We start from the raw sequence: 22,998 nt of genomic DNA, 5'->3' as shown, positions 1-22,998 counted from the left end.
GATCGGACCGCTTTCGCAGTCGGCGTCAGGTTAATGCGTCGAAACGGACGGAAGGACTTCTAGGAAAGGTGCAAACGCGCGCCGCATGAATGCGGGGCGCGCACGTGAATGAGAAATCGGGCGTTTGCAGGGGGCATACCCGCCTGCGGCTCCCAAGCGAGAGCAGTTCCGGCGGGCGGGATGACGACCGCGGCGCGCAAGCGACCTTCGGCCGCCCGCCCCTCACCCCAGTTCGTTGCGGATCGCCCGCATGAAAACCTTGGCGCCGATGCCGATCAGGCCATCGGGAAAATCATAGTCCGGATTGTGCAGCCGCGCGTGGTTTTCGCCGGCGCCGAGGAAGAACATTGCCGATGGCGCCACCCGGCCGAAGAGCCCGAAATCCTCCGACCCCTTCATCGGCAGCACGCCCTCGCCGCGGTCATGGCTGACGCCCTCCTCGTCCATGGCGCGCGCGAGCGCGGCGACGGCGGTTTCCGCATTGCTGCACTGGTGGAACACATCCTCGTAGCCGATCGTGACCTTCAGCCCTGCCGACTCCGCCTCGCTCGCAACCAGCGCTTCGGCGCGGGCCACGAGATCGGTCATGCGCGCGTCAGTCAGCGTCCTGAGCGTCGCCCAGATCTCGGCATGGCCAGGGCTGATTCCGAAGGCCGCCTCACCAAGCCGCGCATGCGTCACGGTCACCAGAGTGTAGGTCTCATCAAGCGGCCCGTTGTTGCCGAGCGCCGTCAGACCGGAAAGCAGCGACGCGACGGCAAAGGTCGGCGCGATGCCGTCCTCCGGCGTCGAGGCATGCGCAGTCTTGCCCGAACGCGAAATCCGCATGCCGCGCGAGGCGCAATTGACCGGGCCGGTGCGAAGTGCGGCATGGCCGAGGCCGATGCCCGGAAAATTATGCAGCGACAGGACCAGGTCCGGCTTGATGTCAGCAAATTTCGGGTCGGCAAGCACGGCGGCCGCCCCGGCGCCGTTTTCCTCTGCCGGCTGGAACATCAGGATCGCCCGGCCCTTGGCCGGCCGCTTTTGTTCCAACCCCTTGGCAAGCGCCATCAGGATCGTCATGTGCCCGTCATGGCCGCAGAGATGCCCTTTGCCCCCAATCTCAGAGCGGTGCGCAATCTCGGAAATCTCCTCGATCGGCAACCCGTCGAGCTCGGCCCGCACCATCACCGTCGGGCCCGGCTCGCGTCCCTCGTAGACCGCCGCCACCCCATGCCCGCCAAGGCCGGTGATCACCGCATCCGGCTTCGTCTCGGCAAGTGCGGCAACGATCGTTTCCGCCGTCTCCCGCTCCTCGCCCGAAACCTCCGGTCGCCGATGCAGGTCGCGCCGAAATGCTGTCAGTATCTCGAGTTCACGGTCGATCAGAAACATTCATGCCCCTCCGCATTCCAGTTTCCCTGCTCTTAGCAGGTCTCGAAGGGTGTCGCCAATCGCGCCATCACGCGTTCTGGATTAATCGGCCAGCCCGGACAAATAATGCGGTCATAAACGGAAGCTCTTTGAAGCTCTTCCAGTCGACGCTGCAGACCTTGCAGCGCTCGCTTTCTCGTTCGCCAGCTGCATCTGCAGTTGCTGCATGCCCACGTCAGGCTGTTGCTGCGGTCGGGCCGCCTGCATTCGCCGCTGGATGTCCTCGCGCGTCGGCTCGGTGAAATAGAGGTCGGGCGATGTCAGCCCCGCCGCCTCCACGGTCTTGGCAATGCAGGTGAGCGCGCTACGGCGTTGGCGACTGCTAGATCGTGCTCTCGCGCACAGGCACCACTGTCTGTGCCTTGGAAAATTTTCTGACGGGAAGATCGAGCACGATGTAGGTCAGCAGAAACACGAAGGTTTGGGGTCCAAGAAGACCAAAGATAACGACAATTTCAATTGTTTCACGAAGAAGATTGGCACTGTGCATGCCGTCGACAACGACGAAATATCCAAGCGGCACGATCATCAAAACGACGGCTGCCAAGACGATATACAGAAGCCGTTGCCACAAATGCAGGGCCGGAAGCGGTACGAAGGCGAATAGGTACAGCGACGAAAACAGCATGGCTGTGATCAAGTCCAAATGGCGACCGAAGAACCAGGCAACAGTTGTCAGCATGGCCCCATAGTTCAACAAAACGCGTGTCGCATTTGCAGCCGTGTAGCGCATGGCAAACCTGAAGTGTGACGTGTCGATCTTGTCGGCGTAAACTCTAGCGGGCTTATCGCCTTTGTCTTGAAGCAGATTGTGGCACATCTACGTCCACTACGCGAGGTGGCATCGCCTTATTGCGCAATGCTGTATCGCCATTTTACTTGTTGGCGCCCAGGCGGTTTCTCTTGGACAGCAAATGCCGAAGGCTCTGAACATCCTTAGCTTCGCCTACGTGCTTGTTCAAACTGCGCAACTGACTGTCGAGCTTGGCTGGCCACCAAGTCTCGTCGACCTCAACGAATGGTCCGATACCACTTATCGCCTCGGTCACATTTTTCGTACACGTGAGAAATCCCCCTCCACCAATATCGTCGATCCTCTTCCTGATCTCCGCTTCCTGCTCGGGCGTCGTGTTGAATTTGCGAACTGTCACATCCGGTCCGTCGGTCAACTGATACCGCAGGTAATCTTCGGGCGAGAATTCAGGTCCATAGAGAGCACGCCCGCTGCCCATCTCTCTGTTGGTGTAATCGCCGGCAGGATCCCAGAGAACGGGGTCGTCGCCATCGATGAAAACGCCAGTGTGCATATTGTTGCCGAGGGCGCTTGGATTAGTGTTGGACATGACGTAGGTCGCAGCCACCTCCACACCCTTGTCGCGCCCATGTTCCTTGCCCCGGTTCGGCAACCGACTGTTGGCCCCCTCGCCGAAATCGCGCAGTTCGAGCGCCGTCGTCGACCGCGCGCCGGTATCGTACAGGTCGTCGTCTGGCTCACCCCTAGATAGCGGCGTGGCCCGCTTGTTCATTCTGATCATCCCGGCATCCCTCCAATATGCGCTGTCGTCAGCGCCGTGCCGCCGGCCATTTCGGCCAGGTTCTGTTCGCGTTTCAGGTTGAGCTCGGCGTCGATCTGGTAGCGTTTGAGCGCGCCGTTCTGCTGGATTTCCGCAAACTTCAGCTCGCGCTCCATCTCGAGCTTGCGCCTGGCGTTTTCGCCGTCCATGCGCGCCTTCTCGTTTGCCAGTTGCATCTGCATCTGCAGCTGCTGCATGCCCACGTCAGGCTGTTGCTGCGGCTGCGCCGCCTGCATCCGCTTCTGGATGTCCTCGGGCGTCGGCTTGGTGAAGTAGAGGTCGGGCGATTTCAGCCCCGCCGCCTCCACCGTCTTGGCAATGCCGTTGTAGAGGTTGTCGGGCGAGACATAAGGATTGTCCGGCCCAAGCGTCGTCAGCAGCTTCTCCTGCAATTGCTGGATCATCTGGATCATCAGCATGTCGCGCTCGCGCGTACCCGCACCGAGCCCGGTGTTGACGGTCGCATCCATGCCGGCGTTCCAGTGGCGCGGGTCGAAGGTCACCCATTTGCCGCGCAGGCGCACTGCCCGCGGCCGGTCCTGGTGCTTGATGGTGAGGCCAAGCAGCCCCTTGAACACGCGTCTCAGCCCTTGCGCAAAGGTGCGCACCATCAGCTCCGTCTGGCCGATGCCTGCCTGTTCGACGAGCGCCGTCGCCTTGGCCGTCATGTTCTGCAGCGCATCCGGCGCCATGCCGCTCGAAGCGTCGGAAATACCGGTGCGGTCGGTCGCCTCCTGGTCGAGATAGCCGAGCATGGAGAAGGACTCGCGCGCCACGAACGGCACCGCGGTATAGCCGACGGCGCCGCGCACATCGACGCCCTGGCCGACGCGGATCGGCTGGCCGAACTTCGGGTTCAGCACCGATTCCGGGTTCTGGATCACCCCTTCCTGCACGATCGGCTGCTGGTTGTTCTGCCAGTAGAGATTGTCGAGCGTCTGGCGCAGAAGCACGGTCTTCACGCGCTGGATCTCCGCCATGTCGTCGGTGATCGCGTTGCCCTCGCGCTGGTGCGGCCGCCGCTCGGTGATGAGATCGGCAAAGGGCACCTCGTCCCATTCCGCATCTTCAAGCAGATTGTCGGCCCCCGTGCCGCCGGCAAAGACCAGGCGGCGCAGCTCGGCAATGCCGTCGTCGTCGGCATCCACCTTCACATAGAGCTCGTAGTAGTCGACCTCCTGCAGCGCCGTCGCCGTCTCCTCGCCGTCGCCGAAGACGCCGCGCCTGCGGGCAAATTCCTCGTCCTCGCCATCGGTATCGCCGGCAATGGCAAAGCCTTCGACCAAGTCGCGGTCGTAGCCCATGGCAATGAGATCGGAGCGGCGCATCCGCCGCTTGATCCCGGCAATCGGGCTGTCGTCGATCGAGATCGCATCCGGATGCACGAGAAACTCTTCGAGCGGCACCGCGGCAAGCCTTGTCGCCCCGCGCTCGGCCGTGCGGCGGATCTTGACGGTGAACACCGGCTGCTCCACCGGCCCCGTCGGCAGCTCGATCCGTTCGACCGATTGCGCCTGCTCCAGCACCTCCACCGTGTCGTCGGCAATGAGCTGCACCAGCGCCTGTTCGTCGAGCCCGCTATGGGTCGAGACGTCGACGCTCTTTCTCTTCTCGTACCACCAGCGGATCACGCCGTTGCCGAGCTTCAGCGCGTCGTGCGCTGCATCCTGCACCGCGTCATAACCGTCGCTTTCGGGAAAGACGATGTAGTTGATGTAGTCGGTCGCCTGCTCGGCCCCCGCCTCGTCGCCCTGGTTGACCGGCTGGTATTCCACCACCTTGTCATTGCCGAGCACGGTGCGGATCAGCGAAGGCAGCACCTTCTTCACCGCCGCGCGCACATCGCGCGAAACCACCTTGGAGCGGTTCGCCTCCGCCGGCACGTCGGACATCACCCCGTCATAATATTCCATCGCCCGGACCCGCACCGCCGAAAGCTGGTCGCGATAGTCCTCGCAATCCCTGACGAGCTGGCTCACCACCTCAGTCAGTTCCGTTTTCGTCATCGCAGCCATCTAGAGAACCTTCCGATCGGTAAAGGCCCGGGCGGCTTCGTCAGCCGTCACCCGGGCAGAGCGTTTCATTGTCAGCGCGTAGCCGCTGACAGAAAGAGCGTCATCGCGTTGTTTTGCTTGTGAAATCAGCTGATCTGGATCGTGCCGATCTTGTACCGCACGCCCTCATCGGCAGTGATGACCACCGCACTGTTGCCGAGGATCGTCTTGTAGTTCTGGTCCGGGGAGTTCGGATCGAACACGCTGATGTAATGATTGCTGTGGTACTCGTTCATGGCGCCGCCGCCGGCAAGGCTCACCATTCGGCGCCCGTTCGCCTCGAACTGCGGATTGGCCAGCGTGTCCGACACGCAGTAGCAGAAGCCGGGCGCCTGCAGGCCGGTGTAGCCGAACAGAACCCATTTCTGCGTGGGAACGTGATAGCGGACGCTCTGCGCCATACGCCCGTTCTGGTCATGCATGACATAGGGGTTGTAGCCCGGCACCTTGAAGAAGATCTTCGGCTGCTGCGGTGCGATGTTGCCCTGATAGTATAGGTGGTTCACCGTCTCCCACTGGTTGGCATTGTTATAGAACTGCCAGCCGACCGAAGCGTCGAGGTTCGACGTGCGGATAATGGTGAAGCCGTTGTCGAGCAGCGTCGTGTTGCCCGGCAGATTGCGAACCTCGATGAAGGCATAATAGTAATTGCCCTCCTGCACGATGTTCGACGGATGCAGGAAGCCATAGGCCGTGTCGATGGACTGATAGGACCACGGTTCCGGGATCAGCACGCAGCGTACATTGTGATGGTTCTGGCCGTAGTCGCCGGGGTTCGGGACTGTCCAGGCCTGACCGTCATTGGTCGAGCGCACATAGCCGATGCCGTTGACCCAGCGTGTATTGAACCCATGAGCGTGGGAGTTGAAGCCCTTCACCCCGCCAATCGTCGTCGACGACTGGTAGAACTCGTGATGCGTCAGGCCAACCACCAGCGAGCCACGCGCAAAGGGCGACACAATCCAGTGACGGTTGGCATAGTGTCCTTCAACGGTGTCGCGTGGCGAGTTCCAGTGCCGGCCCGCATTCCAGTTGGTCCAGGTGTGGCCGTTATGCCAGTCACTGACGACATTGTAGCGGTAGCCTTCGGAATGGCCGGTAATGAACGTCGCCGTTCCGTTGGCGTCTCGCCACGGATGCAAGGGGCCGTCCACCCACAGGCCATAGGGCGTGTTACCGCCGACATAGCCGTGCCATTGGTTCGTGCTGAAATCCATGCATGTCGTGTTTCCCGACGTGGTAACAACGCTGGTAACCATTGATTTCTCCTACCGTTGAAATTGAAGCATCGGGCCCGGTCCGCAGTCGTGGAAGCAGCAGGCTCCTGAAGGGCTGATGGATTTCGTTGACTGGCAGGCTGGCGGCCCAGCCTTAAAGGGTAGCGTGGAAGGGCGTGACCGCTTCGCCGGCGCGCGGGTCCACCGCCGCCGCTAGAGAACCTTCCGATCGATAAAAGCCCAGGCGGTGCTATCCGCCTTCACCCGGGCATGGCGTTTCATCATCAGCGCGTAGCGGCTGGCCGAAATCACGTCGTCGCGTTCCTTGACGATCCGGCCGTCCTTGCGGTGGTAGAGCCTGAATTCCTCGAACCAGTCGCCGCAGGTGGAAAACACCTTGAAGCGCCCGGTCTGCATGCGCTGCAGCATGTCCAGCACCCCCGCCTCGACACCGTTGGTGCCGTCGTCGAAGGTTGCGCGCTCGGGAAGCATCACGAGCCCCTGCCCGCGATATTGCGCGGCAAGCTGCTCGCCCGAGCCCTTGTCGTGCTGCAGGCCGTCATGCGGCCAGGCCCAGGGCAGCCAGGGCCCCCAAGGCTTGAGGCTCGCCGCATGGATGATCGGCGTCGCCTCGCGCTCGCGGTAGCAGCGGGTCACATAAAAGACATCGGCATCCCGGTCCCAGGCGCAGAGCGCGGCCGCAAACGGGTGGTCCCAGCCGAAATCGAGCCCGCCGATCTGCACCCAGTGTCGCGGGATCTCGAAGGGCTCGACCCGGATCTGCTCCTCCGTCACCGGAAAAATCCGGCCCGAACCGAGCGTCGGCACACCCTTGGTACGCGCTTCCTTCTCATGCGCCGGATAGCTCGCGACGATTTTCGCGCGCTCCTCGGTCGTATAGTGCTCGGCATCGTCGATCGTCATCGACACCACCGTCCGGTCGTCTGAAGGTTCCAGCAGATAGCGGCTGACGACCGAGCTCATGCCTTTCAGCGGCGTGAAGGTCACGGCGACCGATCCGCCGGTCGCATTGGTGCGGGTGATGCCCTCGAAATAGACGTCTTCCGGCGGCTCCTCGTCGAACCAGACATAATCCACCGTGTTGGCCTGCCACTTCGCCCGCCCCTGCTCGTAGGCTTTCAGAAGCAGTGTCGAAGTACCGCCGCTCGCATGCCGCACCGTCACGCTGTCGAGCGCGCCGGAAGCGCTGGAGCGTCGGGTCCAGCCGGCAAGAGCCGCTTTCGGCAGATAGCCGGTGCCCCAGTCCTCCTCGCTCATTGGCGGGCCGACGAGCAGCCGCTGCACGCCATCGCGCGTCAACTCGTGCGATTCCGAGCCGCCGATCATCGTGATCGGCCGGTCGAACCGTCGGCCCGCCCACCAATGAGGATAGTCTCCGGTCAGGTGCATCGCTGCCTCGGCAGCGCCCGCCAGCGTCTTGCCGAGCTGGTTTCCGGCCATGAACAGCCGCTCGCGAAAGGTTGCACCCGCCGCGTGAAATTCCGTCTGCTTCGCATAAGGCTGATAGTAGGAGAGCCTATTCGTGTTCTGCCGCCGCCCGATCTCCATCGCCAGTTCCATCCGCTCCCTGAGAAGCGAGGAAAGGCTTGATGGTCTGGTCGAGCTTGCGGATCCGCTCGAGAAGTTGCTCATCCGTCATCTCGCCGATCTGGTTGGCATTGATGGTCACGTCTTTCGGCATCAACGCCGCGATCGTCTTCAGGAAATCATTCGGGTTCTTCTCGATCAGCGCGTGGATCGCAGCCGCACCTCTGGCTTCCCAGGCCGAAAGCATGTCCTCGAGAAAGAGTTCGCCGAGCTTGGTGCGCACCGCCTTGCGCGTGCGCGCCCGGGGAACTGCCCCACCGCCTCCGGAGCGCGGCAGAAAGCGCCCCGTCTTCGGGTCCTTGGCGGGTTTCTCTGTCATGGGATTTGCTCCAGGGCACGAGGCGATTGCTCCTCCTGCGCATGTTGGATCGGCCGCCACTTGACCAAAAGTTGCATTTTGCCATCAATACCGACCACCGTTCCGGTAGCGGTATTGGGAGACAATCACAGGTGATCCGGCGTTTGTGGACGAAACTGCATGGCATGTTCGAAAGGTCGGCTCCGCCCCTGGCCGAAGTCGGCGAGCCGACATCTGCGAAGGTCTTGGCGGCCAAGTCGGGAACGCCGATGTCTGCGGGTAACACCATCGTGTCGCCGCGGCTGTTCGAGCTTGCCCAAGCGGGTGATGTCGATGCCCAGGCGGCGCTCGGCGAACATTAGTTTGACGACCACGAGGAACATTATGCCGCCAGTTTCCAATGGAACGGGCTCGCGGCCCAGGCGGGACACATCGGCGCTCAGGGCCGGCTGGCAACGATCTATCACGAGGGGCTCGGCGTGGAGCGCGACCCCGAGAAAGCGTTTCGCTGGTGGTATAGTGCTGCCCGTCAAAATCACCGCGGCGCACAATTGATGGTCGCCGCAGCCTATGTAGGAGGTACCGTCGTGAAGGCTGATCTGTCGGAAGCGGCCTATTGGGCGTCGCTCTCCCATCTCAATGCCCGAGGCGATCCGCAACAATTGGAACTCGTCGATCCCTATTACCGGTCGGTCCTGAACAAGTTGACCGACGAACAAAAACTGGCGCTCATAGAGCGGCTCGAGCGTCAGATGAAGCGGGATTGACGGGCGGCACTTCGATCGCAGCGCCCCCGCCTCGCGCGCGGCAGGCGTGACAGCCGATCACAGGAAAATGCGTGTGTCACGCCGGATGTCACGCTTGCAACCTTGACTTCAGGTTGCATTCGGTCATCAATACCGCTCACCGGGTTGCTCCACATCGGGTGCTTCTGGCGCAATGCATCGCAAGCGCCCCTGCCTCACCGGCAGTGGCCAGGGAAAAGCCAAATTAGTTCAAGATTTTGAGTAATTGTTCGGCCTAGCAGTCCAGCCGCGGGAACCATGCAATGAATGCAACAGGTGCCAGATGATCCGCAACACGTTCAGCAAGTTGAAGACCATTTTCACCCCGCGGCCGTCCGCAACGAATATCTCGCCCAGGTTGCTTGAACTGGCGACGTCAGGAAATGTCGACGCCCAGGCGAAACTCGCCGAAATCTATTTCAATGATGGCGGCGCGGAACACTATGCCGCTTCGCTTCATTGGAACCGCCAGGCCGCCCGCCAGGGTCATCCGGCTGCCCAGGCCCGCCTCGTGACCATCTATCAGAGAGGCCTTGGCGTCGAGCGCGATCCGAAGGAAGCCTCGCGCTGGCTGCGCAGCATCGGCCAGCCCCGCCCCCGACATGAGTCCGGCGCCGCCGTCTCCGGCAAGATCGCCAAGCAGGAAGCCTAATAACGAGCGCAGCCAGCGCTCAAGAGCTATCCCCTTCAAATCCCGAGCAAACTAACTGTTTATCTATGTTTTGAAGATGCCGAAACCGTATGCCCATGGTAAGATCTCGCCCTAGGAACTAAATCTCTCCCTCAAAAGAACGTGTATTCTTTTCAAGACCATAAGCATGGTAAGCAAAAAGTTCAAACAAATGAAATATACGCAAGCCTCCACGACAGACTGATAGATTCCATTTACAAACAACAGCAAAGACAAGAACATAACAGCTATTAGAGACGACATAACCGAAAAAGATATGTTCGAAAACGATTGCGCAACTAGACGATCCCGAATTTCGTCTTTTTCTTTTCCATCTCCAGAAACACTATAAATAAGAACAAGAACATTAAATAGCAATCCTGCGAAAATCGCGAATGCGGAAATCAATGTGCTTACATATTCATCGCGTATATGAAGCTGCATCGCAGCGGCAGCTATGGACAGAACCAAAGGCAGCCCAAGCATGATGACAAAGTCAAAGTAACTGTAGTTACCGCTGGCTTCGTCACGAAACGTATTGAAGTGGTCGCTCAATATGACTCTGACATCGATCTTGGACGTCATAGTTTTATGCCCCCACGCTTAGCGAGATCAGACGCAATCTTCTCGAATTCCTTCTTGAGACTATCTACTGTCGGATACCCGTCGGCACCGAGAGCAACGTCTCCGGTGATATCAAATGATGAAGATATTGAATCGGGTCTAGTAAGATTTAAAGTCTTCGTCTCGTTGCCAATTCGAATTTTTGTCTTAACGACATCGAATCCATGATCATCGAATTCAAAAACGTCTGAAAGTTCTTTCTGTCCCTTAGCAAAAGCTATCAGGCCATCCTTCTTGAACAATCCGGCTTTTGCCTGGATAGTGTAAGTAAACTTGCCAGGATATGCCTTCTTAACGCCCCCAAACCTGTCTGCTATATCTGAGGGGATCTCGTGCTTCTCTACGATAATCTCTTCCACAGCCCCAGATTTTAAGTATTCCGACAGCATGTCAGCGACAGTCATTTGCCTAATGTGCAAACGGTACTCAGGATATTTTTGACTGAACACGCCGGCCACAGTCGTCTCGAACAACCCCTTAACACCCACGAGACCCGCCTGCTGCAGGCACAGAACACCGCGTTGCTCATGGTCCGGCACGGCCATGTAAAAGAAGAACGGCTCCGGCAGAGCTTCTGTTCTCTTCTTCTTATAGGCAACTGACCCACTAGTCGTATCTACGATATCGCCGGCTTGACCGTAGTCTCCGGACATGAACAGCCCCGTTAGCGGACCATTGTTCGCCGGATGCAGGTCAACCTTAAAAGTCTTCTCGTACAATTTGAGGTTCGAGTACTTCGCATACCCTCCAAGGATCTTCTGAAGAGCAGCCCTTAGTGTTTCTGCGCCGTTAAAGTTCCCGAACTTGAGGTTGTCCGCTGACTTCGCATGTAGCTTCCGGACTTCCACAAGATACGCAACAACTTTACAAGTTTTCATCACTCGCCCCTTACTCCACGTGAGTCGGGCACAACGTTAACAATCTAAGATGGAATCGTCTTCTCCCAAGCGCCAATTTCAACGCTTTTGTAAACCGCCACATGCGCCGGCAAGATAGAGCGCCAGCATCCCCGGAATCAAAAAGGCCGCTTCAATGACGAAACGGCCAGCCTGTAATATCCTTAGCCCGCTTCCGGTCGCTTGGCAAGACCCTTCGCCAAAATTTGTTTCCGTTTTGTTCGATTTTTTCAGTTGCCCGAGAACGTCTGCCGGTTTCCTTTGAGGGCCCTTGCGCTCGATTGGTGATATAATCGCAAGCACCATGCAAAGCCGCTTGCGCCGCCGGTCCCTCGCCAACGGATCTCGGGCCTCGCGGCTGCATGCCAATCCGTTTCGATGAGGCGGCGCGAATGCCGGTCTCGCGACCACGGGAGGTTCCCATGTCACGACAATACCTGATCGCTGCCCTCTGCGCGGCGCTTCTCGCGGCTGCCGGCTGCACCACCGACCAGGCGAGCCGCACCAGCACGCCTGCTCCGAGCCCCAGCTACCAGGGCATGCAGGGCGCCCAGGGCATGAGCCAGGGCGGCGGCGGCGCTGGCGGCTATTGAGGCGCTGACGCCCGACAAACGCAAAGCTGGCCCGGCTCGACCATGGTCCAAGTCGCCTGCCCGCGCAGTGTCGCTCCCGTGCAAAGCCTCGGCCGAACGCACCGCGCAACAGCGCCGATCGGATTGAACAAGTTGGGCCGACATGCGTTGAGTAACCATGACGCGCATTCTCGCTGCCGCGCCATTTGTTTGCGCGCATTCTGTGTTAAGCTTCCCCTTGGGAGGAAAATGCCATGGAGAATTTCTTCGCACTCGCCGCCATCGTCGTCGGCTCCGCAATCCTGGGGCTGGCGCTCGCCTACGGCTTCCGCCGCAAGGACGCGCACCGTCCTCCCGACCATGACGACGCGCGATTGAAGTTCTAGCGCGCGAGGCTTCCACAAGACGACTTCGCCCCGAAGCGACCGCCTGCGCGCTTAGCTGTTCGACGCCCGCTTGCGCAGAGCCAGCGATGCCGCTTCTGCAATTCTCGCGAGAATCATTCACGCGCATTGCCCGCGCGTTCTTGTAAGGTCCCTCCATAAAAACCCTCGCCCGCCTGTTGATCGCCGGTCTCGTCGCCCGCGTCACCGCTTCATGCTGCGGCCAGACGTGGGCGAGACAGGTCAGGGAGCCTCTCGTGAGGCCGCTATCGTCCAGAGTCGAGGTATCCAGAAAACAGTAGCGCGCCTCATGACGCACACCAACCCCTTTGCGGCTCGACCGTGCAATGGAGGTCGTCTCCTCCCCTTGCTCGCTCTTTGCCCGCCCCACCGGAACCTTTCCCGTCTCCTCGCCTTACTCCTTCGACAGGAACAACCGAGGAGATGCGAAAATGAGCAAGGCGAACCCGAAAACGCGTGATCTCAGGCAGACATCGGAAGACGTCGCGCAACCGGTCGAACCGACGATCATGCCAATAGGCAAGATCCCGCCGCTCCCCGTCGACCAGATTCCCGCGGGTGACGACCCGACGCCAACCGACCAGGGTCGCGTGCCGCCCGTTCGGAGCCGCGACGAAGCCAATGTCGATCCGGACGATGCCCTGCCTGACGACCGCGAAGAGAAGATCCTTGAGGATGATCCGGGGCGCGAGAAAACCCGCTTCGACGAGGAGATGCCGCGCAGCAGTCGATAGCGGCGGCATTCCAACTCGTGCGGGGGCCGCGTCCCTCAGCCTATTTGAACGCCTGAGAACAAGAAGAGGCCCGCCGGTCAGAAACCGGCGGGCCTCCGTTAAATCACGCTCGCCTCAGAAGTAGGGCGAGTAGCACTGCTGGCGCGGACCGCCATAGGGCTGGAACGAGTTGTCCCAGGCGCGGTAGGAGCGATAGCGCGAATAGCACCAGTCGGCATGGCGCGGGTTGACGCCGGTCTCGTAGCGGCGCGCCGGCGGAGCGGCAATTGCGCCGCCGATCACGACCCCCGCGCCAAAGGCGGCAAGCGGATACCACCAGCCGTCATTGTGGCGGCGATAGCCGTAACGCTCGGAGCGGTAGCCGCGGTAACCCCGGTAGTAGCCATAGCGGTCACCGCCATGCCAGCCTTCCCGGTAGCCGGGCCGGTATCTCGGGCGATAGTCGTCGCGCCAGCCGCGCGGATAACGCCGGTAGTCCCGGTCGCCATGCCAGCCGCGGTCGCGCACCAGCTCGACGTCGCTCTTCTGCACCCGCTCGATCGCAACAGCCGGCAGGGCGTTTGCCGGCGTGATGCCCGAAAGAGCCGTTATCGCCGCAAGCACGACGATGCCAATCTTCTTCATTTCATCACCTGTCCGTTTGTAACAGGTGCCAGTTTTGGCCGGGGCGACGTGAACCCACAATGAATGCGACAATCCTAATATGCGGCGCAACTTACAGGTTGTATTTCTACATTGCCGCAGCCGCACCCTCCGGGGCTGAAAAGCTGCCCCAGGGAGACTTGCCATCCCCTGGGGTCGCCCTGTCATCCGCTCACGCCTGCGCGCCCGCCTTGCCGCGCAGCTTCAGCGCATGGGCAATCAGCGTCTCCACCACCTGGCCATAGGCGATGCCGTCTGCGGCCAGTGCCTTGGCGTACATGCTGATATTGGTGAATCCGGGAATGGTGTTGATCTCATTGATCATGAGGCTGCCGTCGGCGCGCAGGAAGAAGTCCACCCGCGCCATTCCGGCGCAGGCAAGCGCGCGGAAAGCCCGCGCCGCCATGTCCTTGGCCTCGGCGATCACGTCGTCGGAGAGTTTGGCGGGCGCCTCGACGACCGCGCCGCCGGCATCGACATATTTGGCGTCGTAGCTGTAGAAGCCGTGGCTGGCGGCCGGAATGATTTCGCCTGGCCGCGACACGGTGAGCTGTCCCTTCGCATCCTCCAGCACCGAGCACTCGATCTCGCGGGCCTGGACGAACTCTTCGATCAGCACCTTGTCGTCGTGCCGGAACGCCTCGTCGAGCGCCGGCTGCAGCGCGTCCAGGCTGTCGACGCGGCTAACGCCGACGGAAGATCCCTGCCGTGCCGGCTTGACGAAAACCGGAAGTCCCAGGCTTTCGAGGATGGTCTCGCTCGAATAGGCGTCACCCGCATGCAGGCCGATCGCCCGCGCAACGGCAATGCCTTCGGTCACCAGGAGGCGCTTGGCGAGCGCCTTGTCCATGGCGACCGCCGAAGCCGCGACACCGCAGCCGACATAGGCGACATCGGCGGTTTCCGCATAGCCTTGCACGGTACCGTCTTCGCCGAAGGGACCATGCAGAACCGGGAAGATCAGGTCGATCGCCGGCAGCAGCCCTTGGCTGCCGTCGGCAGCAATGGTCACCGCCCGCCCCCGCCCGCCCGGGATCAACGCCACCTGCGTTCCCGTAGCCGGGATCGCCTTCGGCAACGCCCCGTCTTCGAGGTCGACCAGCATCCAGCGGCCGTCCCTGGCGATCCCGATCGGCACGATCTCGTAGCGCGTGCGATCGAGCGCCGCGACCGCGTTGCGCGCCGACATCAGCGAAACCTCATGCTCCGCCGACCGGCCACCGAACAGCACGGCAATGCGCAACTTACCTGTCATGATCCTTTTCCCTCCAGAATCGTGGTGCATCCCGCGCAACCAAGCGAGCGAACATGGCAAGAAGAGGTCGGGACACGCGCCATCACTACGGAAGGAAAATTTTCCTCTCCGGCAACCTTGCCGCTTGAATTCATCCGGATGAAGTACAAGTGATGCGCGAACACGGATTTGAAGGAGAAACTGCCGATGGCCGAGGTCCTCGTATTCCACCACGCCCAGGGGCTGACACCCGGCATGCACGCCTTTGCCGACGGCCTGCGCGCGGCCGGCCATGTCGTCCACCTGCCCGATTTCTTCGAGGGGCGCACATTTGCGAGCATCGAGGAGGGAGTTGCCCATATCGAGGCGGTCGGCTTTGACGAGATGCGCGAGCGCGGCGTGCGCCTTGCCGATGCCCTCCCGGAAAACCTCGTCTATGCCGGCTTCTCCTTCGGCGTCCTGCCGGCGCAGAAGCTCGCCCAGACCCGCCCCGGCGCCGGCGGCGCCCTGCTCTTTTACTCCTGCATCCCGATCAGCGGCCAGTGGTCCTTCGGTCCCTGGCCGGAAGGCGTACCCGTTCAAATCCACGGCATGGACAACGACCCGATCTTCGTCGGCGAAGGCGACATCGACGCCGCCCGCGAGATCGTCGAGAGGGCCGACGATGCCGAGTTGTTCCTCTACCCCGGCGACCAGCACTATTTCGCCGACAGTTCACTGCCCTCCTATGACGCGGCGGCAACGGCGCTGCTCACGCAGAGGGTGCTCACCTTCCTCGATCGCGTCTGAGGTTGCGGGTCCGGTTGCCCCGGGGCCGACCGTTCACCAGGGCGGCCTTTGACGAAGCAGAGATCATGCCCTCGCCGAACAGGCGGCGGCTTCGCCACCCCGGGAACCAATCGTCTCGGCCGCCCCTCAGGGCGCCGCTTTCTTGGCGAACAGGGCCGTCAGGATCGCCGCGACCATCAGCTGGAATGTCAAGAGCATGCCCATGCTGACCCAATAGAGGTAGGTATCGCGCCACAGGCGGATGGCGTCCTCGCCGACCTGCGCGTCGACCCGCGTGTTTGTCCGGCAAAGCGCGACGAGAGCGCAGACAAAGAGCACGCTGAGGATTGCGGCGGAGGCCCAGGATCTCCTTTTGTCAGGCGGGGAGCCGAGGAAAAGGCAATAGATCAGCACCAGCCCGGCGCCGATCGCGCAGGACATCGCGATCGCGTCGTCGCGCCATCCCTCGAACATCAGGGGCTTCAGAATTTCGGTATTGGACGAGAGCCACACAACCAGCGGACCCGGCAGAATTGTCAGAAAGTGCAGCCGCTCCGCCATCCTCTCCCCCTATTCCAGCACGGGCACGAAGAGCGCCCGCTTGGTCCCATCCTCACCCAGGCTCCGCAGCGTTACCGCATCCTCCCCAAGGTCCAGCTCGGGATTGTAGGGAAGCGTCATCGCGAAGGACTTGCGCTCGTTCGGGCGGATACGCGCCAGTTCCGCGTTCCAGCCCTGCTGTTCGAACTGCATGGAAAGCACGAACGGCGGGTGCAGTTCAAATCCGGGGGCGACAAGCGCGAATGCGCCCGGATCCAGCTCCTCGAGACGGAAATCGATGGTGTAGTTGTAGGTCTTCGCCTCGGTCCCCAGCACGAAGCGGGTATCGACGATGAAGGCGACCAGCTTCTGCGACTGCTCGGATGGATCCGCATCGAGAACAGTGAAGCTCCTCCAGAAGAATTCCCCTACCCGCCGCAGGAATTCGGAATAGCCCGGTCCGCTTTCGGGCGAGCTGCCGTTGCCCTGTTGTCGGACCTGGCCGGCGCAGCTGATGTCGGGAAAGCCATCCGCCATCTGCTTCGGCGTCGGCAGATAATTGGCGTCTTCCTCGTGCTGCCACCTGTTCCCGTATCGAATGCAGGTGTTCACGAAATCCGGCCTCTGTGCGCCGGGTTTGGGGTAGTTCGCAGGCCGCTGTTTCCTGAAGGCGCACCCGTCCGGGATCATCACGTCTTCCATGCCGGCGGCATACCAGCTCAGAGCCAGCGCACGCCCCGAGCTATTCTTGACGCAGCTTTCATATACATCCACGTTGCCCGCGGTATTGTTTCTGCGGATGGAAGACGTCGTAAAGACAAATCCGGACTGACCGTGATTGTCGTGTACGTTGCCGCGGCATGCTTCGATGAAGAAGCCGTCCCGCGTATAGTTCGGCGCACATTGCTGTTGCGCCATACCGGGCGTCGCATCGCCAATCGCCGCGGCAAGGATAAAGAAGACGCACCAGGCCGGTTTCATACGCCCCTCCAGATTTGCAGCCAGATCCGGTCGTCTGGAGAGTATATGGGCGATCCCTTGTATGCAATTACAAGATGAACAGCACAACTAATCAGTTGTAGCTATTCACTGCCTCCGCGACGTCCGTTAAGGCGCGTCACCGCGCATTGCCACTGGAAATCCGATGCGATCTCGAATTACTATCAAGGCGCCGAGGTATTGGAACAATATAACTTCCGATTCTGAGAATATACTAATACAAATCTTGAAATAATCCGGAGAAGCCGTGCTCATCCATTCGGACGAAAACCTCGAGGTCATTCACCGCGAAGGCACATCGCCCTACCTGCTCGTCACCTTTAACGAGATGGAGATCCAGGCAAACGGCAGCCGTTACTGGGGCCAGCGCTTCTGCGAGAAGGCGGACATCTCGGCGCTCGGCTTCATCAGCCGGCGGCCCAACTGGTTTCCGGCGGCAAGCGTGATCAAGGCGGTCGAGGCCGCAGCCCCCATCCTGAAGGCCGCGCCCGAGCGTATTCTCTACGGCCATTCGCAGGGCGGTTATGCCGCCCTTCGCTATCGCCGGCGCTTCAATGCCACCACGGCCATCGCGTTTTGCCCGCAGGTCTCGATCGATCCGAAGTCCGTTCCCTACGACAACCGCTTCGTCAGGCATTTTTCGCCCGAACTGCACGGCAACATGGGCATTTCGCCCGACCAGGCCGCCGGCCGCGCCTACATCTTCTACGATCCCTTCCACGCGATCGACCGCCGCCATGCCGAGCGCATCGCCTTCCTGCAGCCCGAAACGCATCTCGTGCCGGTGCACATGACCGGCCACGGCACCGTCCGTGTCTTTACCGGAACCGAACGCGCGCTTTCCCTGATTGCCGCCTGCCGTACCGAAGATCGCCCGGCCCTGCGGGCGCTTGCCCGTACCGCCCGTGTCGACGCGCCAATGCGCCCCTACCAGATCGCCGTCGCCGCCATGGCCCGGCATCCCGCCTGGTCGGACGCGCTCAACGCCCGCTTCGGCGACCGCTTCGCCCCGATGGAGCGGGTCAACTTCCTCTACCACCGTGCCAACCGCCACATCGGCGACGGCGATATTCTTCCAGCCCGCGCGATGCTCGAAACCGCCCTTTCCCTGCTGCCCGACGACCCCGCCATCAGGCACCGCCTGAAAGAACTCGACGCCCGCATCCTCCGCGAACGGAAGGTCGCAAGCGCGTCGTGAGGCAAGCGCGGACCCGTCGCGAGGAACGAGCGGGCACGGCCTCCCCCTGCTCCCCGTCTGACCGGGAAAAGCTCGCCGCAACCGGATGAGGGGCAAGCCCCTTTCCAGTGACCTTGCGCAATCCATCCTTGCGGCCCTAATGGCCTCGCAGGAAGAAAGCCCATAGGCGGCGAAGATCAGGAACCAAGCGATGACGCCCCCCTTTCCCCAGCTTGACGACATCCGCGCGCTCGAAGAGTCGCTCCATCGCACCGAGGTGCGCCGCTCGCGCGCAGCCCTCGAGAACCTGCTTGCCGAAGGCTTCGTCGAATTCGGTGCCTCCGGCGCCGTCTACCATCGCGCCGAGATCATCGACCTGCTGCTTGAGGAAGACGACGAGGACGACGGCGAACTGCGCGCCGACAACTACCGGCTGACGGCCATTTCGCCCGATGCCGTGCTGCTCACCTATCGAACGCACCGCATCGAAGCCGACGGATCAGAGCGGCATGCGCTTCGAAGCTCGATCTGGAAATGGGATGGAACGAAATGGCAGATGCTCTTCCACCAGGGCACGGTGACGCGACCGCCGGCGTAGGGCAGCCACTTTCGGTCAGCCAACTTCACAAAATCGACGGCTCCTCTGAACCTGCCCATCGCGGCGTCTTGTCAAAGAAGACAAGACCGCTGTCTGCAGAGAATGCCCGCCCCGATATCGATCCCCGGATTTTCAAGCTATGATCGCCCGAATGGAGCCAGTTCCAACCGCTGTCGTCGACGGCATTTCGGGAGTGCCCAAACATGACCCGTGATCAGATGCTCGCCCACCTTCGCGCCGCCGACCAGGTCGCGCGCGAGGCAGCCCAACATGGCCACCATCCTTTCGGCGCTGTGCTCGTCGGCCCCGACGACCGCATCCTGATGCGCCAGGGCAATATCGACACCGTGCGCCACGCCGAGACCGAACTTGCCCGGCGCGCAGCAACCGCCTATCCGGCGAAATTTCTCTGGAGCTGCACGCTGGTTTCGACCGGCGAGCCCTGCGCCATGTGCACGGGCACGCTCTACTGGGCCAATATCGGTCGCCTGGTCTATGGCTTCGAGGAGGAAAAGCTGCTGGCAGAGACCGGCGACCACCCCGACAACCCGACCATGAACCTGTCCTCGCGCACCGTCCTTGCCTCCGGCCAGAAGCCGGTCGAAGTCTTTGGTCCCTTCCCCGAAATCGAAGAGGAGTTGCTGAGCCCTCACCGCAGCTTCTGGCGACGCTGAAGGCCAAAGGTCCATAGGCCGGCCGCAACGATTGCGCGCTGCGCCCTTTACCGCACGGCCTGAACGGATGATGCGCCGGCACTCTGCCGGTTGAGGCTCTCTAACGGCTTTGTCAGTGCTTGCCTTTGAGCGCCGGCTGTTCCAGCGGCAGGATCACCTCGGCTGTGACCCCCGGCCGGTTGTCGCGGATACTGACGGCGCCCGCATGGAGATCGGCGATCGCGCGAACGAGGCTGAGGCCAAGGCCGCTACCGTCCGTCGTCCGGCTCTTATCGAGCCGGTAGAGCCGCCGGAACACCTTCTCGCGCTCGCCGGCGGGAATGCCCGGGCCGTCGTCGTTTACCGCCACCACCGCGCTGTCACCCTCCCGCGCCAGCGCGATCGAGATCGCAGCACCGGGCGGGCAATGCCTTATGGCGTTTTCGACCAGGTTGACGAACATCTGCGTCAGCAGTTCCCGGTCGCCGCTGATCGTCAGCGCCCCCGCCTCGATCGAGGTGGAAAGAATGTGGCCGCTATCCTCGGCAACGCCCGCATAGATTTCCCCAACCGAGGTCACGAGGTCGGTCAAGTCGATGCTTTGAAAACGGGTTCTGCGCGCACCCGCCTCGATCTGCGAGATCCTGAGCAGCGCTTCGAAGGTGGCGTTGATCTGGCCGGCCTCGGCGCGCGCGTCGAAAAGCGCCTCCGTCACGTTCTCGCCGCGCTCGTCGCCGCTGATTGCCGCCTCGACCTGCATCCTCAGACGGTTGAGCGGCGTCTTCAGTTCATGGGCGATGTCGGAGCTCACCTGCCGCATCGTTTCCATCAGCGCCGACAGCCGGTCGAGCGCCTCGTTGACCTGGCCGGAGACGACATCGATGTCGTCGCCATTGCCGCGCAAAGGCACGCGCGCGTCGAACATGCCGTGCGAGACCGCGGTCATCGCCCCGGCGATGCCGTCCAGCCTGCGCTGCACCTTTCGCGCCAGAAGTACGCCGCCGATGATCGCGCCGGCCATGGCGACAAGGGTGGCCCAGACGAAACTCAGAAAGGCGATATGTTCGAGCCGGTTCGTCGCCGCGTAGCTCCGCCCGACGATCAGCCGGTTGCTGCCGATCACGCCCGAGAACGCGCGATAGTCGGCGCCGTCACGCAGGCCCAGCGCCACGGATCCAACGGTCGAAAAGCCGTCCGGCAAGGGGGGCGTCGAGACGTCGCCGGCAATCTGCCGGCCATCGGCGCCGAAGACGCAAAACACCCATTCGCGCGCCCGGTTCACCCGCGAATAGGCATCGACCATGGCAATCAGATCCTCCAGATCGTCTGAGGATGCGATCACCGCGTGCAGGTCCGCGACCGAACTGTCGAGCGAGCGCTGCAGTTCCCGACGCATGAACTGGTAGGTGACGAAGCCGGCCGCAACGAAGGTGAGGAAGAAGACGAGCCCGAAAGTCACCGCCAGGCGAAACGGGGTCGAGCGCCACAGCCTAGCGCGCGGCATGCAGGCTGTATCCGATATTGCGCACGGTATGGATCAGCGGCACGTCGAAGGGTTTGTCGACCTTGGCGCGCAGGCGGCTGACATGGGTCTCGACGACACTCGTCTTCGGGTCGAAATGAAAGTCCCAGACCTTTTCCAGAAGCATGGTCCGGGTCAGCACCCGGCCCTCGCCGCGCATCAGCACCTCCAGCAGGGTGAATTCCCTTGGCTGCAGGTCTATGCGCTCGCCCGCCCGCGTCACCGAGCGCCGCACGAGATCCATTTCAAGATCGGCCACCGTCAGCATCGTCGGCCGCTCCGACATCGGCGGCCGGCGCGCCAGCGCGTTGACCCGCGCCATCAGCTCGGAAAAGGCGAAGGGCTTGACGAGATAGTCGTCGGCGCCGGCTTCGAGCCCCTCCACGCGGTCGTCGACGCCGCCGATCGAAGTCAGAAACAGGGCCGGCACCTTGATCCGCGCGGCGCGGATCGCTTTTACCACCGACAGGCCGTCGAGCCCCGGCAGCATCCGGTCGATCACCAGCACGTCATAGGTTTCGCGCGTCGCCTGGTAGAGCCCGTCGCGGCCGTCGTCCACAAGGTCGCAGACATGGCCCGCTTCCGCCATGCCGCGCTGCACGAATTCGGCGGTCTTTCGGTCGTCTTCGATCAGCAGGATTCGCATCAAGTCGCCCCGGAATGTCCATGCGCTTGCAGAGGCCGTATCGCCTCGGATCCGTCCCGTTGCGGTTGCCGCGGCAACGGTTCGGCACCAACCATTCGGCGCACAGATGCGCGCCATTGTCACCTTACGAATTGGTATGGTTCCGGCAAAGCGGAGGCAACATCCGGCAGCCAGTTTCAGCGCCGCACCCTGCAACGTCAACAGCCGATGGAGCCTTCCATGAACTCTTACGTCCGCTTCGCGCTCGCCAGCCTGTTCGTCCTCGCCATGCATTCGGCAAGCCTTGCCAAGGTCCCCTGCGAAGACACGCTGAAGGATGTCCGCAGCGCCCGATCGGCTGCGACGCTCAGCACCACGGATGCCGTCAAGGTCGATGAGCTCATCAACAAGGGCATCGATCGCTGCAATGCCGATGATGACGACAGGGCCAACGGGCTCTTCAAGCAGGCCATGACCGCGATGGGCAAGTAAGCGAAACCGGAGCGATCGCCATGCGTCCCCAGTCCCTTGACATGTCCAATATCAACCGCGTTCCCCGCGTCACGGCCGATTTCTGGCTGATCAAGCTCATGGCCGTCACCATGGGCGAAACCGCGGCCGACTATCTCGCGGTCAATCTGGGCCTCGGGCTCACGGCCACGTCGCTGATCATGAGCGTAGTCCTCGTCCTCACGCTCGGTCTGCAATTCGCCCAGAAGCGCTACGTTCCCTGGGCCTACTGGCTGGCGGTGGTGCTGATCAGCATCGTCGGAACGCTGATCACCGACAATCTCACCGACAATCTTGGCGTCCCGCTCGAAACCTCCACCGTCGTCTTCACCATGGCGCTCGTGACCGCGTTCGCGCTCTGGTATGCGAGCGAGCGAACGCTGTCGATCCACTCGATCTACACGACCCGGCGGGAAGCCTTCTATTGGCTGGCGATCCTGTTCACCTTCGCGCTGGGAACGGCGGCAGGCGACCTCGTCGCCGAGCGCTTCGAGTTCGGCTATTTCACCACTGCCCTGCTCTTTGCCGCGGTCATCGCCGTCATCGCCTTCGGCTACTATGCCTTCAAGCTCAATGCCGTCGCCGCCTTCTGGCTCGCCTATATTTTCACCCGGCCTGCCGGCGCATCGGTCGGCGACCTGCTGGCGCAGCCGATCGAATATGGCGGCCTCGGCCTTGGCACTGTTGTCACCAGCGTCCTGTTTCTGGCGGTCATCCTGGTCACGGTCACCTACATGATGTTTTCCTACGAACCGGAGGTGGCCGCCACGCCGGAGGGAAGAGCTTTCCCGCGATAATCGTTACCGTGCCTGAGAGACCGACGCCGCCCCCATCCACACGGCTCCGGTCGCTGTCCGCCCGCCCCTCAGGCCGGCTCG

Annotated in this window: 27 protein-coding genes; 11 read left to right on the top strand and 16 right to left on the bottom strand. The window is 61.8% G+C overall.

Going from position 1 to position 22,998, the window contains the following annotated elements:
- Positions 1 to 222: 222 nt before the first annotated feature.
- The 7 genes from L981_RS18130 to L981_RS33930 form a co-directional block, all read right to left on the bottom strand.
- Positions 223 to 1,377 carry an amidohydrolase gene (locus L981_RS18130; protein WP_043619280.1) on the bottom strand — a complete coding sequence of 385 codons (1,155 nt, stop codon included), beginning with the start codon at positions 1,375 to 1,377 and terminating at the stop codon, positions 223 to 225.
- Between the two features lie 361 nt (positions 1,378 to 1,738).
- Positions 1,739 to 2,236, bottom strand: coding sequence for a hypothetical protein (locus tag L981_RS33330; protein WP_156134141.1), 498 nt, complete (start codon positions 2,234 to 2,236; stop codon positions 1,739 to 1,741).
- Positions 2,237 to 2,291: 55 nt separating this feature from the next.
- Positions 2,292 to 2,951, bottom strand: a complete 660-nt coding sequence (locus tag L981_RS18115; RefSeq protein WP_245281657.1) for a hypothetical protein — start codon at positions 2,949 to 2,951, stop codon at positions 2,292 to 2,294.
- The gene (locus L981_RS18110; protein ID WP_043619274.1) at positions 2,948 to 5,005 is read right to left on the bottom strand and encodes a hypothetical protein; all 2,058 of its coding nucleotides are present in this window, start codon (positions 5,003 to 5,005) and stop codon (positions 2,948 to 2,950) included. Before L981_RS18110 ends, L981_RS18115 begins: the two co-directional genes overlap by 4 nt.
- A 125-nt stretch (positions 5,006 to 5,130) precedes the next feature.
- Positions 5,131 to 6,303: a hypothetical protein gene (locus L981_RS18105; protein WP_156134140.1), complete on the bottom strand. Its 1,173-nt coding sequence runs from the start codon at positions 6,301 to 6,303 to the stop codon at positions 5,131 to 5,133.
- 171 nt (positions 6,304 to 6,474) lie between these two features.
- Entirely contained in the window at positions 6,475 to 7,914 is a 1,440-nt protein-coding gene (locus L981_RS18100) for a terminase large subunit domain-containing protein (protein ID WP_043619260.1), read from the bottom strand.
- Positions 7,799 to 8,188 carry a hypothetical protein gene (locus L981_RS33930; protein WP_156134139.1) on the bottom strand — a complete coding sequence of 130 codons (390 nt, stop codon included), beginning with the start codon at positions 8,186 to 8,188 and terminating at the stop codon, positions 7,799 to 7,801. Before L981_RS33930 ends, L981_RS18100 begins: the two co-directional genes overlap by 116 nt.
- Before the next feature lie 410 nt (positions 8,189 to 8,598).
- Here L981_RS33930 and L981_RS33925 point away from each other — a divergent pair, with 410 nt between their 5' ends.
- Together L981_RS33925 and L981_RS33325 are read left to right on the top strand one after the other, a co-directional pair.
- The gene (locus L981_RS33925) at positions 8,599 to 8,934 is read left to right on the top strand and encodes an SEL1-like repeat protein (protein WP_082006074.1); all 336 of its coding nucleotides are present in this window, start codon (positions 8,599 to 8,601) and stop codon (positions 8,932 to 8,934) included.
- A gap of 301 nt (positions 8,935 to 9,235) precedes the next feature.
- Complete coding sequence (locus L981_RS33325) at positions 9,236 to 9,604, top strand: tetratricopeptide repeat protein (RefSeq protein WP_052201855.1); 369 nt, start codon at positions 9,236 to 9,238, stop codon at positions 9,602 to 9,604.
- A 111-nt stretch (positions 9,605 to 9,715) separates the two neighbouring features.
- On the opposite strand, the gene L981_RS18080 is transcribed toward L981_RS33325, so the two are convergent.
- The 3 genes from L981_RS18080 to L981_RS34585 form a co-directional block, all read right to left on the bottom strand.
- Entirely contained in the window at positions 9,716 to 10,207 is a 492-nt protein-coding gene (locus tag L981_RS18080; protein ID WP_043619254.1) for a hypothetical protein, read from the bottom strand.
- The gene (locus tag L981_RS18075; RefSeq protein WP_156134136.1) at positions 10,204 to 11,124 is read right to left on the bottom strand and encodes a hypothetical protein; all 921 of its coding nucleotides are present in this window, start codon (positions 11,122 to 11,124) and stop codon (positions 10,204 to 10,206) included. The genes L981_RS18080 and L981_RS18075 overlap by 4 nt, the downstream gene beginning before the upstream one ends.
- 78 nt (positions 11,125 to 11,202) lie before the next feature.
- Positions 11,203 to 11,448, bottom strand: coding sequence for a hypothetical protein (locus L981_RS34585; RefSeq protein WP_156134135.1), 246 nt, complete (start codon positions 11,446 to 11,448; stop codon positions 11,203 to 11,205).
- Between the two features lie 116 nt (positions 11,449 to 11,564).
- Between L981_RS34585 and L981_RS34580 the strand changes: the two genes are divergently transcribed.
- The 3 genes from L981_RS34580 (at position 11,565) to L981_RS18070 (ending at position 12,852) form a co-directional block, all read left to right on the top strand.
- Entirely contained in the window at positions 11,565 to 11,735 is a 171-nt protein-coding gene (locus L981_RS34580; protein ID WP_156134134.1) for a hypothetical protein, read from the top strand.
- A gap of 233 nt (positions 11,736 to 11,968) precedes the next feature.
- Complete coding sequence (locus L981_RS35815) at positions 11,969 to 12,100, top strand: hypothetical protein (RefSeq protein WP_256364286.1); 132 nt, start codon at positions 11,969 to 11,971, stop codon at positions 12,098 to 12,100.
- 344 nt (positions 12,101 to 12,444) lie between these two features.
- Entirely contained in the window at positions 12,445 to 12,852 is a 408-nt protein-coding gene (locus tag L981_RS18070) for a hypothetical protein (protein ID WP_197067155.1), read from the top strand.
- 114 nt (positions 12,853 to 12,966) lie between these two features.
- On the opposite strand, the gene L981_RS18065 is transcribed toward L981_RS18070, so the two are convergent.
- Together L981_RS18065 and L981_RS18060 are read right to left on the bottom strand one after the other, a co-directional pair.
- Positions 12,967 to 13,476 carry a BA14K family protein gene (locus tag L981_RS18065; RefSeq protein WP_043619224.1) on the bottom strand — a complete coding sequence of 170 codons (510 nt, stop codon included), beginning with the start codon at positions 13,474 to 13,476 and terminating at the stop codon, positions 12,967 to 12,969.
- 190 nt (positions 13,477 to 13,666) lie between these two features.
- Positions 13,667 to 14,749 (bottom strand): D-alanine--D-alanine ligase family protein, encoded by a 1,083-nt coding sequence (locus L981_RS18060; RefSeq protein ID WP_043619222.1) that lies wholly within the window; start codon positions 14,747 to 14,749, stop codon positions 13,667 to 13,669.
- A gap of 186 nt (positions 14,750 to 14,935) precedes the next feature.
- On the opposite strand from L981_RS18060, the gene L981_RS18055 reads away from it, so the two are divergent.
- Entirely contained in the window at positions 14,936 to 15,517 is a 582-nt protein-coding gene (locus tag L981_RS18055) for a dienelactone hydrolase family protein (protein WP_043619218.1), read from the top strand.
- 126 nt (positions 15,518 to 15,643) lie between these two features.
- Here L981_RS18055 and L981_RS18050 read toward each other — a convergent pair whose 3' ends face one another.
- A complete protein-coding gene (locus L981_RS18050; protein ID WP_043619209.1) occupies positions 15,644 to 16,057 on the bottom strand; it encodes a hypothetical protein in 414 nt (137 codons plus the stop codon).
- Between the two features lie 9 nt (positions 16,058 to 16,066).
- Entirely contained in the window at positions 16,067 to 17,017 is a 951-nt protein-coding gene (locus L981_RS18045) for a hypothetical protein (protein WP_043619205.1), read from the bottom strand.
- Between the two features lie 265 nt (positions 17,018 to 17,282).
- Between L981_RS18045 and L981_RS18040 the strand changes: the two genes are divergently transcribed.
- The 3 genes from L981_RS18040 to L981_RS18030 all read left to right on the top strand — a co-directional run bounded on the left by L981_RS18040 (position 17,283) and on the right by L981_RS18030 (position 19,484).
- Positions 17,283 to 18,233 (top strand): alpha/beta hydrolase, encoded by a 951-nt coding sequence (locus L981_RS18040; protein WP_043619203.1) that lies wholly within the window; start codon positions 17,283 to 17,285, stop codon positions 18,231 to 18,233.
- 190 nt (positions 18,234 to 18,423) lie between these two features.
- Positions 18,424 to 18,810 (top strand): DUF4440 domain-containing protein, encoded by a 387-nt coding sequence (locus L981_RS18035; protein ID WP_052201854.1) that lies wholly within the window; start codon positions 18,424 to 18,426, stop codon positions 18,808 to 18,810.
- A 203-nt stretch (positions 18,811 to 19,013) separates the two neighbouring features.
- Positions 19,014 to 19,484 (top strand): nucleoside deaminase, encoded by a 471-nt coding sequence (locus L981_RS18030; RefSeq protein ID WP_043619192.1) that lies wholly within the window; start codon positions 19,014 to 19,016, stop codon positions 19,482 to 19,484.
- A gap of 112 nt (positions 19,485 to 19,596) precedes the next feature.
- Here L981_RS18030 and L981_RS18025 read toward each other — a convergent pair whose 3' ends face one another.
- Both L981_RS18025 and L981_RS18020 read right to left on the bottom strand, forming a co-directional pair.
- Positions 19,597 to 20,967 carry a HAMP domain-containing sensor histidine kinase gene (locus L981_RS18025; RefSeq protein WP_043619190.1) on the bottom strand — a complete coding sequence of 457 codons (1,371 nt, stop codon included), beginning with the start codon at positions 20,965 to 20,967 and terminating at the stop codon, positions 19,597 to 19,599.
- Positions 20,954 to 21,631 (bottom strand): winged helix-turn-helix domain-containing protein, encoded by a 678-nt coding sequence (locus tag L981_RS18020; RefSeq protein ID WP_043619189.1) that lies wholly within the window; start codon positions 21,629 to 21,631, stop codon positions 20,954 to 20,956. The genes L981_RS18025 and L981_RS18020 overlap by 14 nt, the downstream gene beginning before the upstream one ends.
- Positions 21,632 to 21,850: 219 nt before the next feature.
- On the opposite strand from L981_RS18020, the gene L981_RS18015 reads away from it, so the two are divergent.
- Together L981_RS18015 and L981_RS18010 are read left to right on the top strand one after the other, a co-directional pair.
- Positions 21,851 to 22,102 (top strand): hypothetical protein, encoded by a 252-nt coding sequence (locus tag L981_RS18015; protein WP_052201853.1) that lies wholly within the window; start codon positions 21,851 to 21,853, stop codon positions 22,100 to 22,102.
- A gap of 20 nt (positions 22,103 to 22,122) precedes the next feature.
- On the top strand, positions 22,123 to 22,917 hold the full coding sequence (locus L981_RS18010) for a membrane protein (protein WP_043619180.1): 795 nt from the start codon (positions 22,123 to 22,125) through the stop codon (positions 22,915 to 22,917).
- Positions 22,918 to 22,998 lie beyond the last annotated feature (81 nt).

The organism is Ensifer sp. ZNC0028 (assembly GCF_000799055.1).
Taxonomy (GTDB): domain Bacteria; phylum Pseudomonadota; class Alphaproteobacteria; order Rhizobiales; family Rhizobiaceae; genus Ensifer.
The sequence above is the reverse complement of the archived record's forward strand: the minus strand, read 5'-3'. Positions and strand labels throughout refer to the sequence as shown.

Bases quoted from the DNA above. Each gene is read 5' to 3' on its own strand.
- L981_RS18035 (WP_052201854.1), top strand. From the start codon at position 18,424: ATGACGCCCCCCTTTCCCCAGCTTGACGACATCCGCGCGCTCGAAGAG.
- L981_RS18110 (WP_043619274.1), bottom strand. From the start codon at position 5,005: ATGGCTGCGATGACGAAAACGGAACTGACTGAGGTGGTGAGCCAGCTC.
- L981_RS34585 (WP_156134135.1), bottom strand. From the start codon at position 11,448: ATGGTGCTTGCGATTATATCACCAATCGAGCGCAAGGGCCCTCAAAGG.
- L981_RS18025 (WP_043619190.1), bottom strand. From the start codon at position 20,967: ATGCCGCGCGCTAGGCTGTGGCGCTCGACCCCGTTTCGCCTGGCGGTG.
- L981_RS33325 (WP_052201855.1), top strand. From the start codon at position 9,236: ATGATCCGCAACACGTTCAGCAAGTTGAAGACCATTTTCACCCCGCGG.
- L981_RS18020 (WP_043619189.1), bottom strand. From the start codon at position 21,631: ATGCGAATCCTGCTGATCGAAGACGACCGAAAGACCGCCGAATTCGTG.
- L981_RS33330 (WP_156134141.1), bottom strand. From the start codon at position 2,236: ATGTGCCACAATCTGCTTCAAGACAAAGGCGATAAGCCCGCTAGAGTT.
- L981_RS18010 (WP_043619180.1), top strand. From the start codon at position 22,123: ATGCGTCCCCAGTCCCTTGACATGTCCAATATCAACCGCGTTCCCCGC.
- L981_RS18105 (WP_156134140.1), bottom strand. From the start codon at position 6,303: ATGGTTACCAGCGTTGTTACCACGTCGGGAAACACGACATGCATGGAT.
- L981_RS18100 (WP_043619260.1), bottom strand. From the start codon at position 7,914: ATGAGCAACTTCTCGAGCGGATCCGCAAGCTCGACCAGACCATCAAGC.
- L981_RS18075 (WP_156134136.1), bottom strand. From the start codon at position 11,124: ATGAAAACTTGTAAAGTTGTTGCGTATCTTGTGGAAGTCCGGAAGCTA.
- L981_RS18030 (WP_043619192.1), top strand. From the start codon at position 19,014: ATGACCCGTGATCAGATGCTCGCCCACCTTCGCGCCGCCGACCAGGTC.
- L981_RS18115 (WP_245281657.1), bottom strand. From the start codon at position 2,951: ATGATCAGAATGAACAAGCGGGCCACGCCGCTATCTAGGGGTGAGCCA.
- L981_RS33930 (WP_156134139.1), bottom strand. From the start codon at position 8,188: ATGACAGAGAAACCCGCCAAGGACCCGAAGACGGGGCGCTTTCTGCCG.
- L981_RS18055 (WP_043619218.1), top strand. From the start codon at position 14,936: ATGGCCGAGGTCCTCGTATTCCACCACGCCCAGGGGCTGACACCCGGC.
- L981_RS18015 (WP_052201853.1), top strand. From the start codon at position 21,851: ATGAACTCTTACGTCCGCTTCGCGCTCGCCAGCCTGTTCGTCCTCGCC.
- L981_RS18070 (WP_197067155.1), top strand. From the start codon at position 12,445: ATGGAGGTCGTCTCCTCCCCTTGCTCGCTCTTTGCCCGCCCCACCGGA.
- L981_RS18050 (WP_043619209.1), bottom strand. From the start codon at position 16,057: ATGGCGGAGCGGCTGCACTTTCTGACAATTCTGCCGGGTCCGCTGGTT.
- L981_RS35815 (WP_256364286.1), top strand. From the start codon at position 11,969: ATGGAGAATTTCTTCGCACTCGCCGCCATCGTCGTCGGCTCCGCAATC.
- L981_RS18060 (WP_043619222.1), bottom strand. From the start codon at position 14,749: ATGACAGGTAAGTTGCGCATTGCCGTGCTGTTCGGTGGCCGGTCGGCG.
- L981_RS18080 (WP_043619254.1), bottom strand. From the start codon at position 10,207: ATGACGTCCAAGATCGATGTCAGAGTCATATTGAGCGACCACTTCAAT.
- L981_RS18130 (WP_043619280.1), bottom strand. From the start codon at position 1,377: ATGTTTCTGATCGACCGTGAACTCGAGATACTGACAGCATTTCGGCGC.
- L981_RS18065 (WP_043619224.1), bottom strand. From the start codon at position 13,476: ATGAAGAAGATTGGCATCGTCGTGCTTGCGGCGATAACGGCTCTTTCG.
- L981_RS34580 (WP_156134134.1), top strand. From the start codon at position 11,565: ATGTCACGACAATACCTGATCGCTGCCCTCTGCGCGGCGCTTCTCGCG.
- L981_RS18045 (WP_043619205.1), bottom strand. From the start codon at position 17,017: ATGAAACCGGCCTGGTGCGTCTTCTTTATCCTTGCCGCGGCGATTGGC.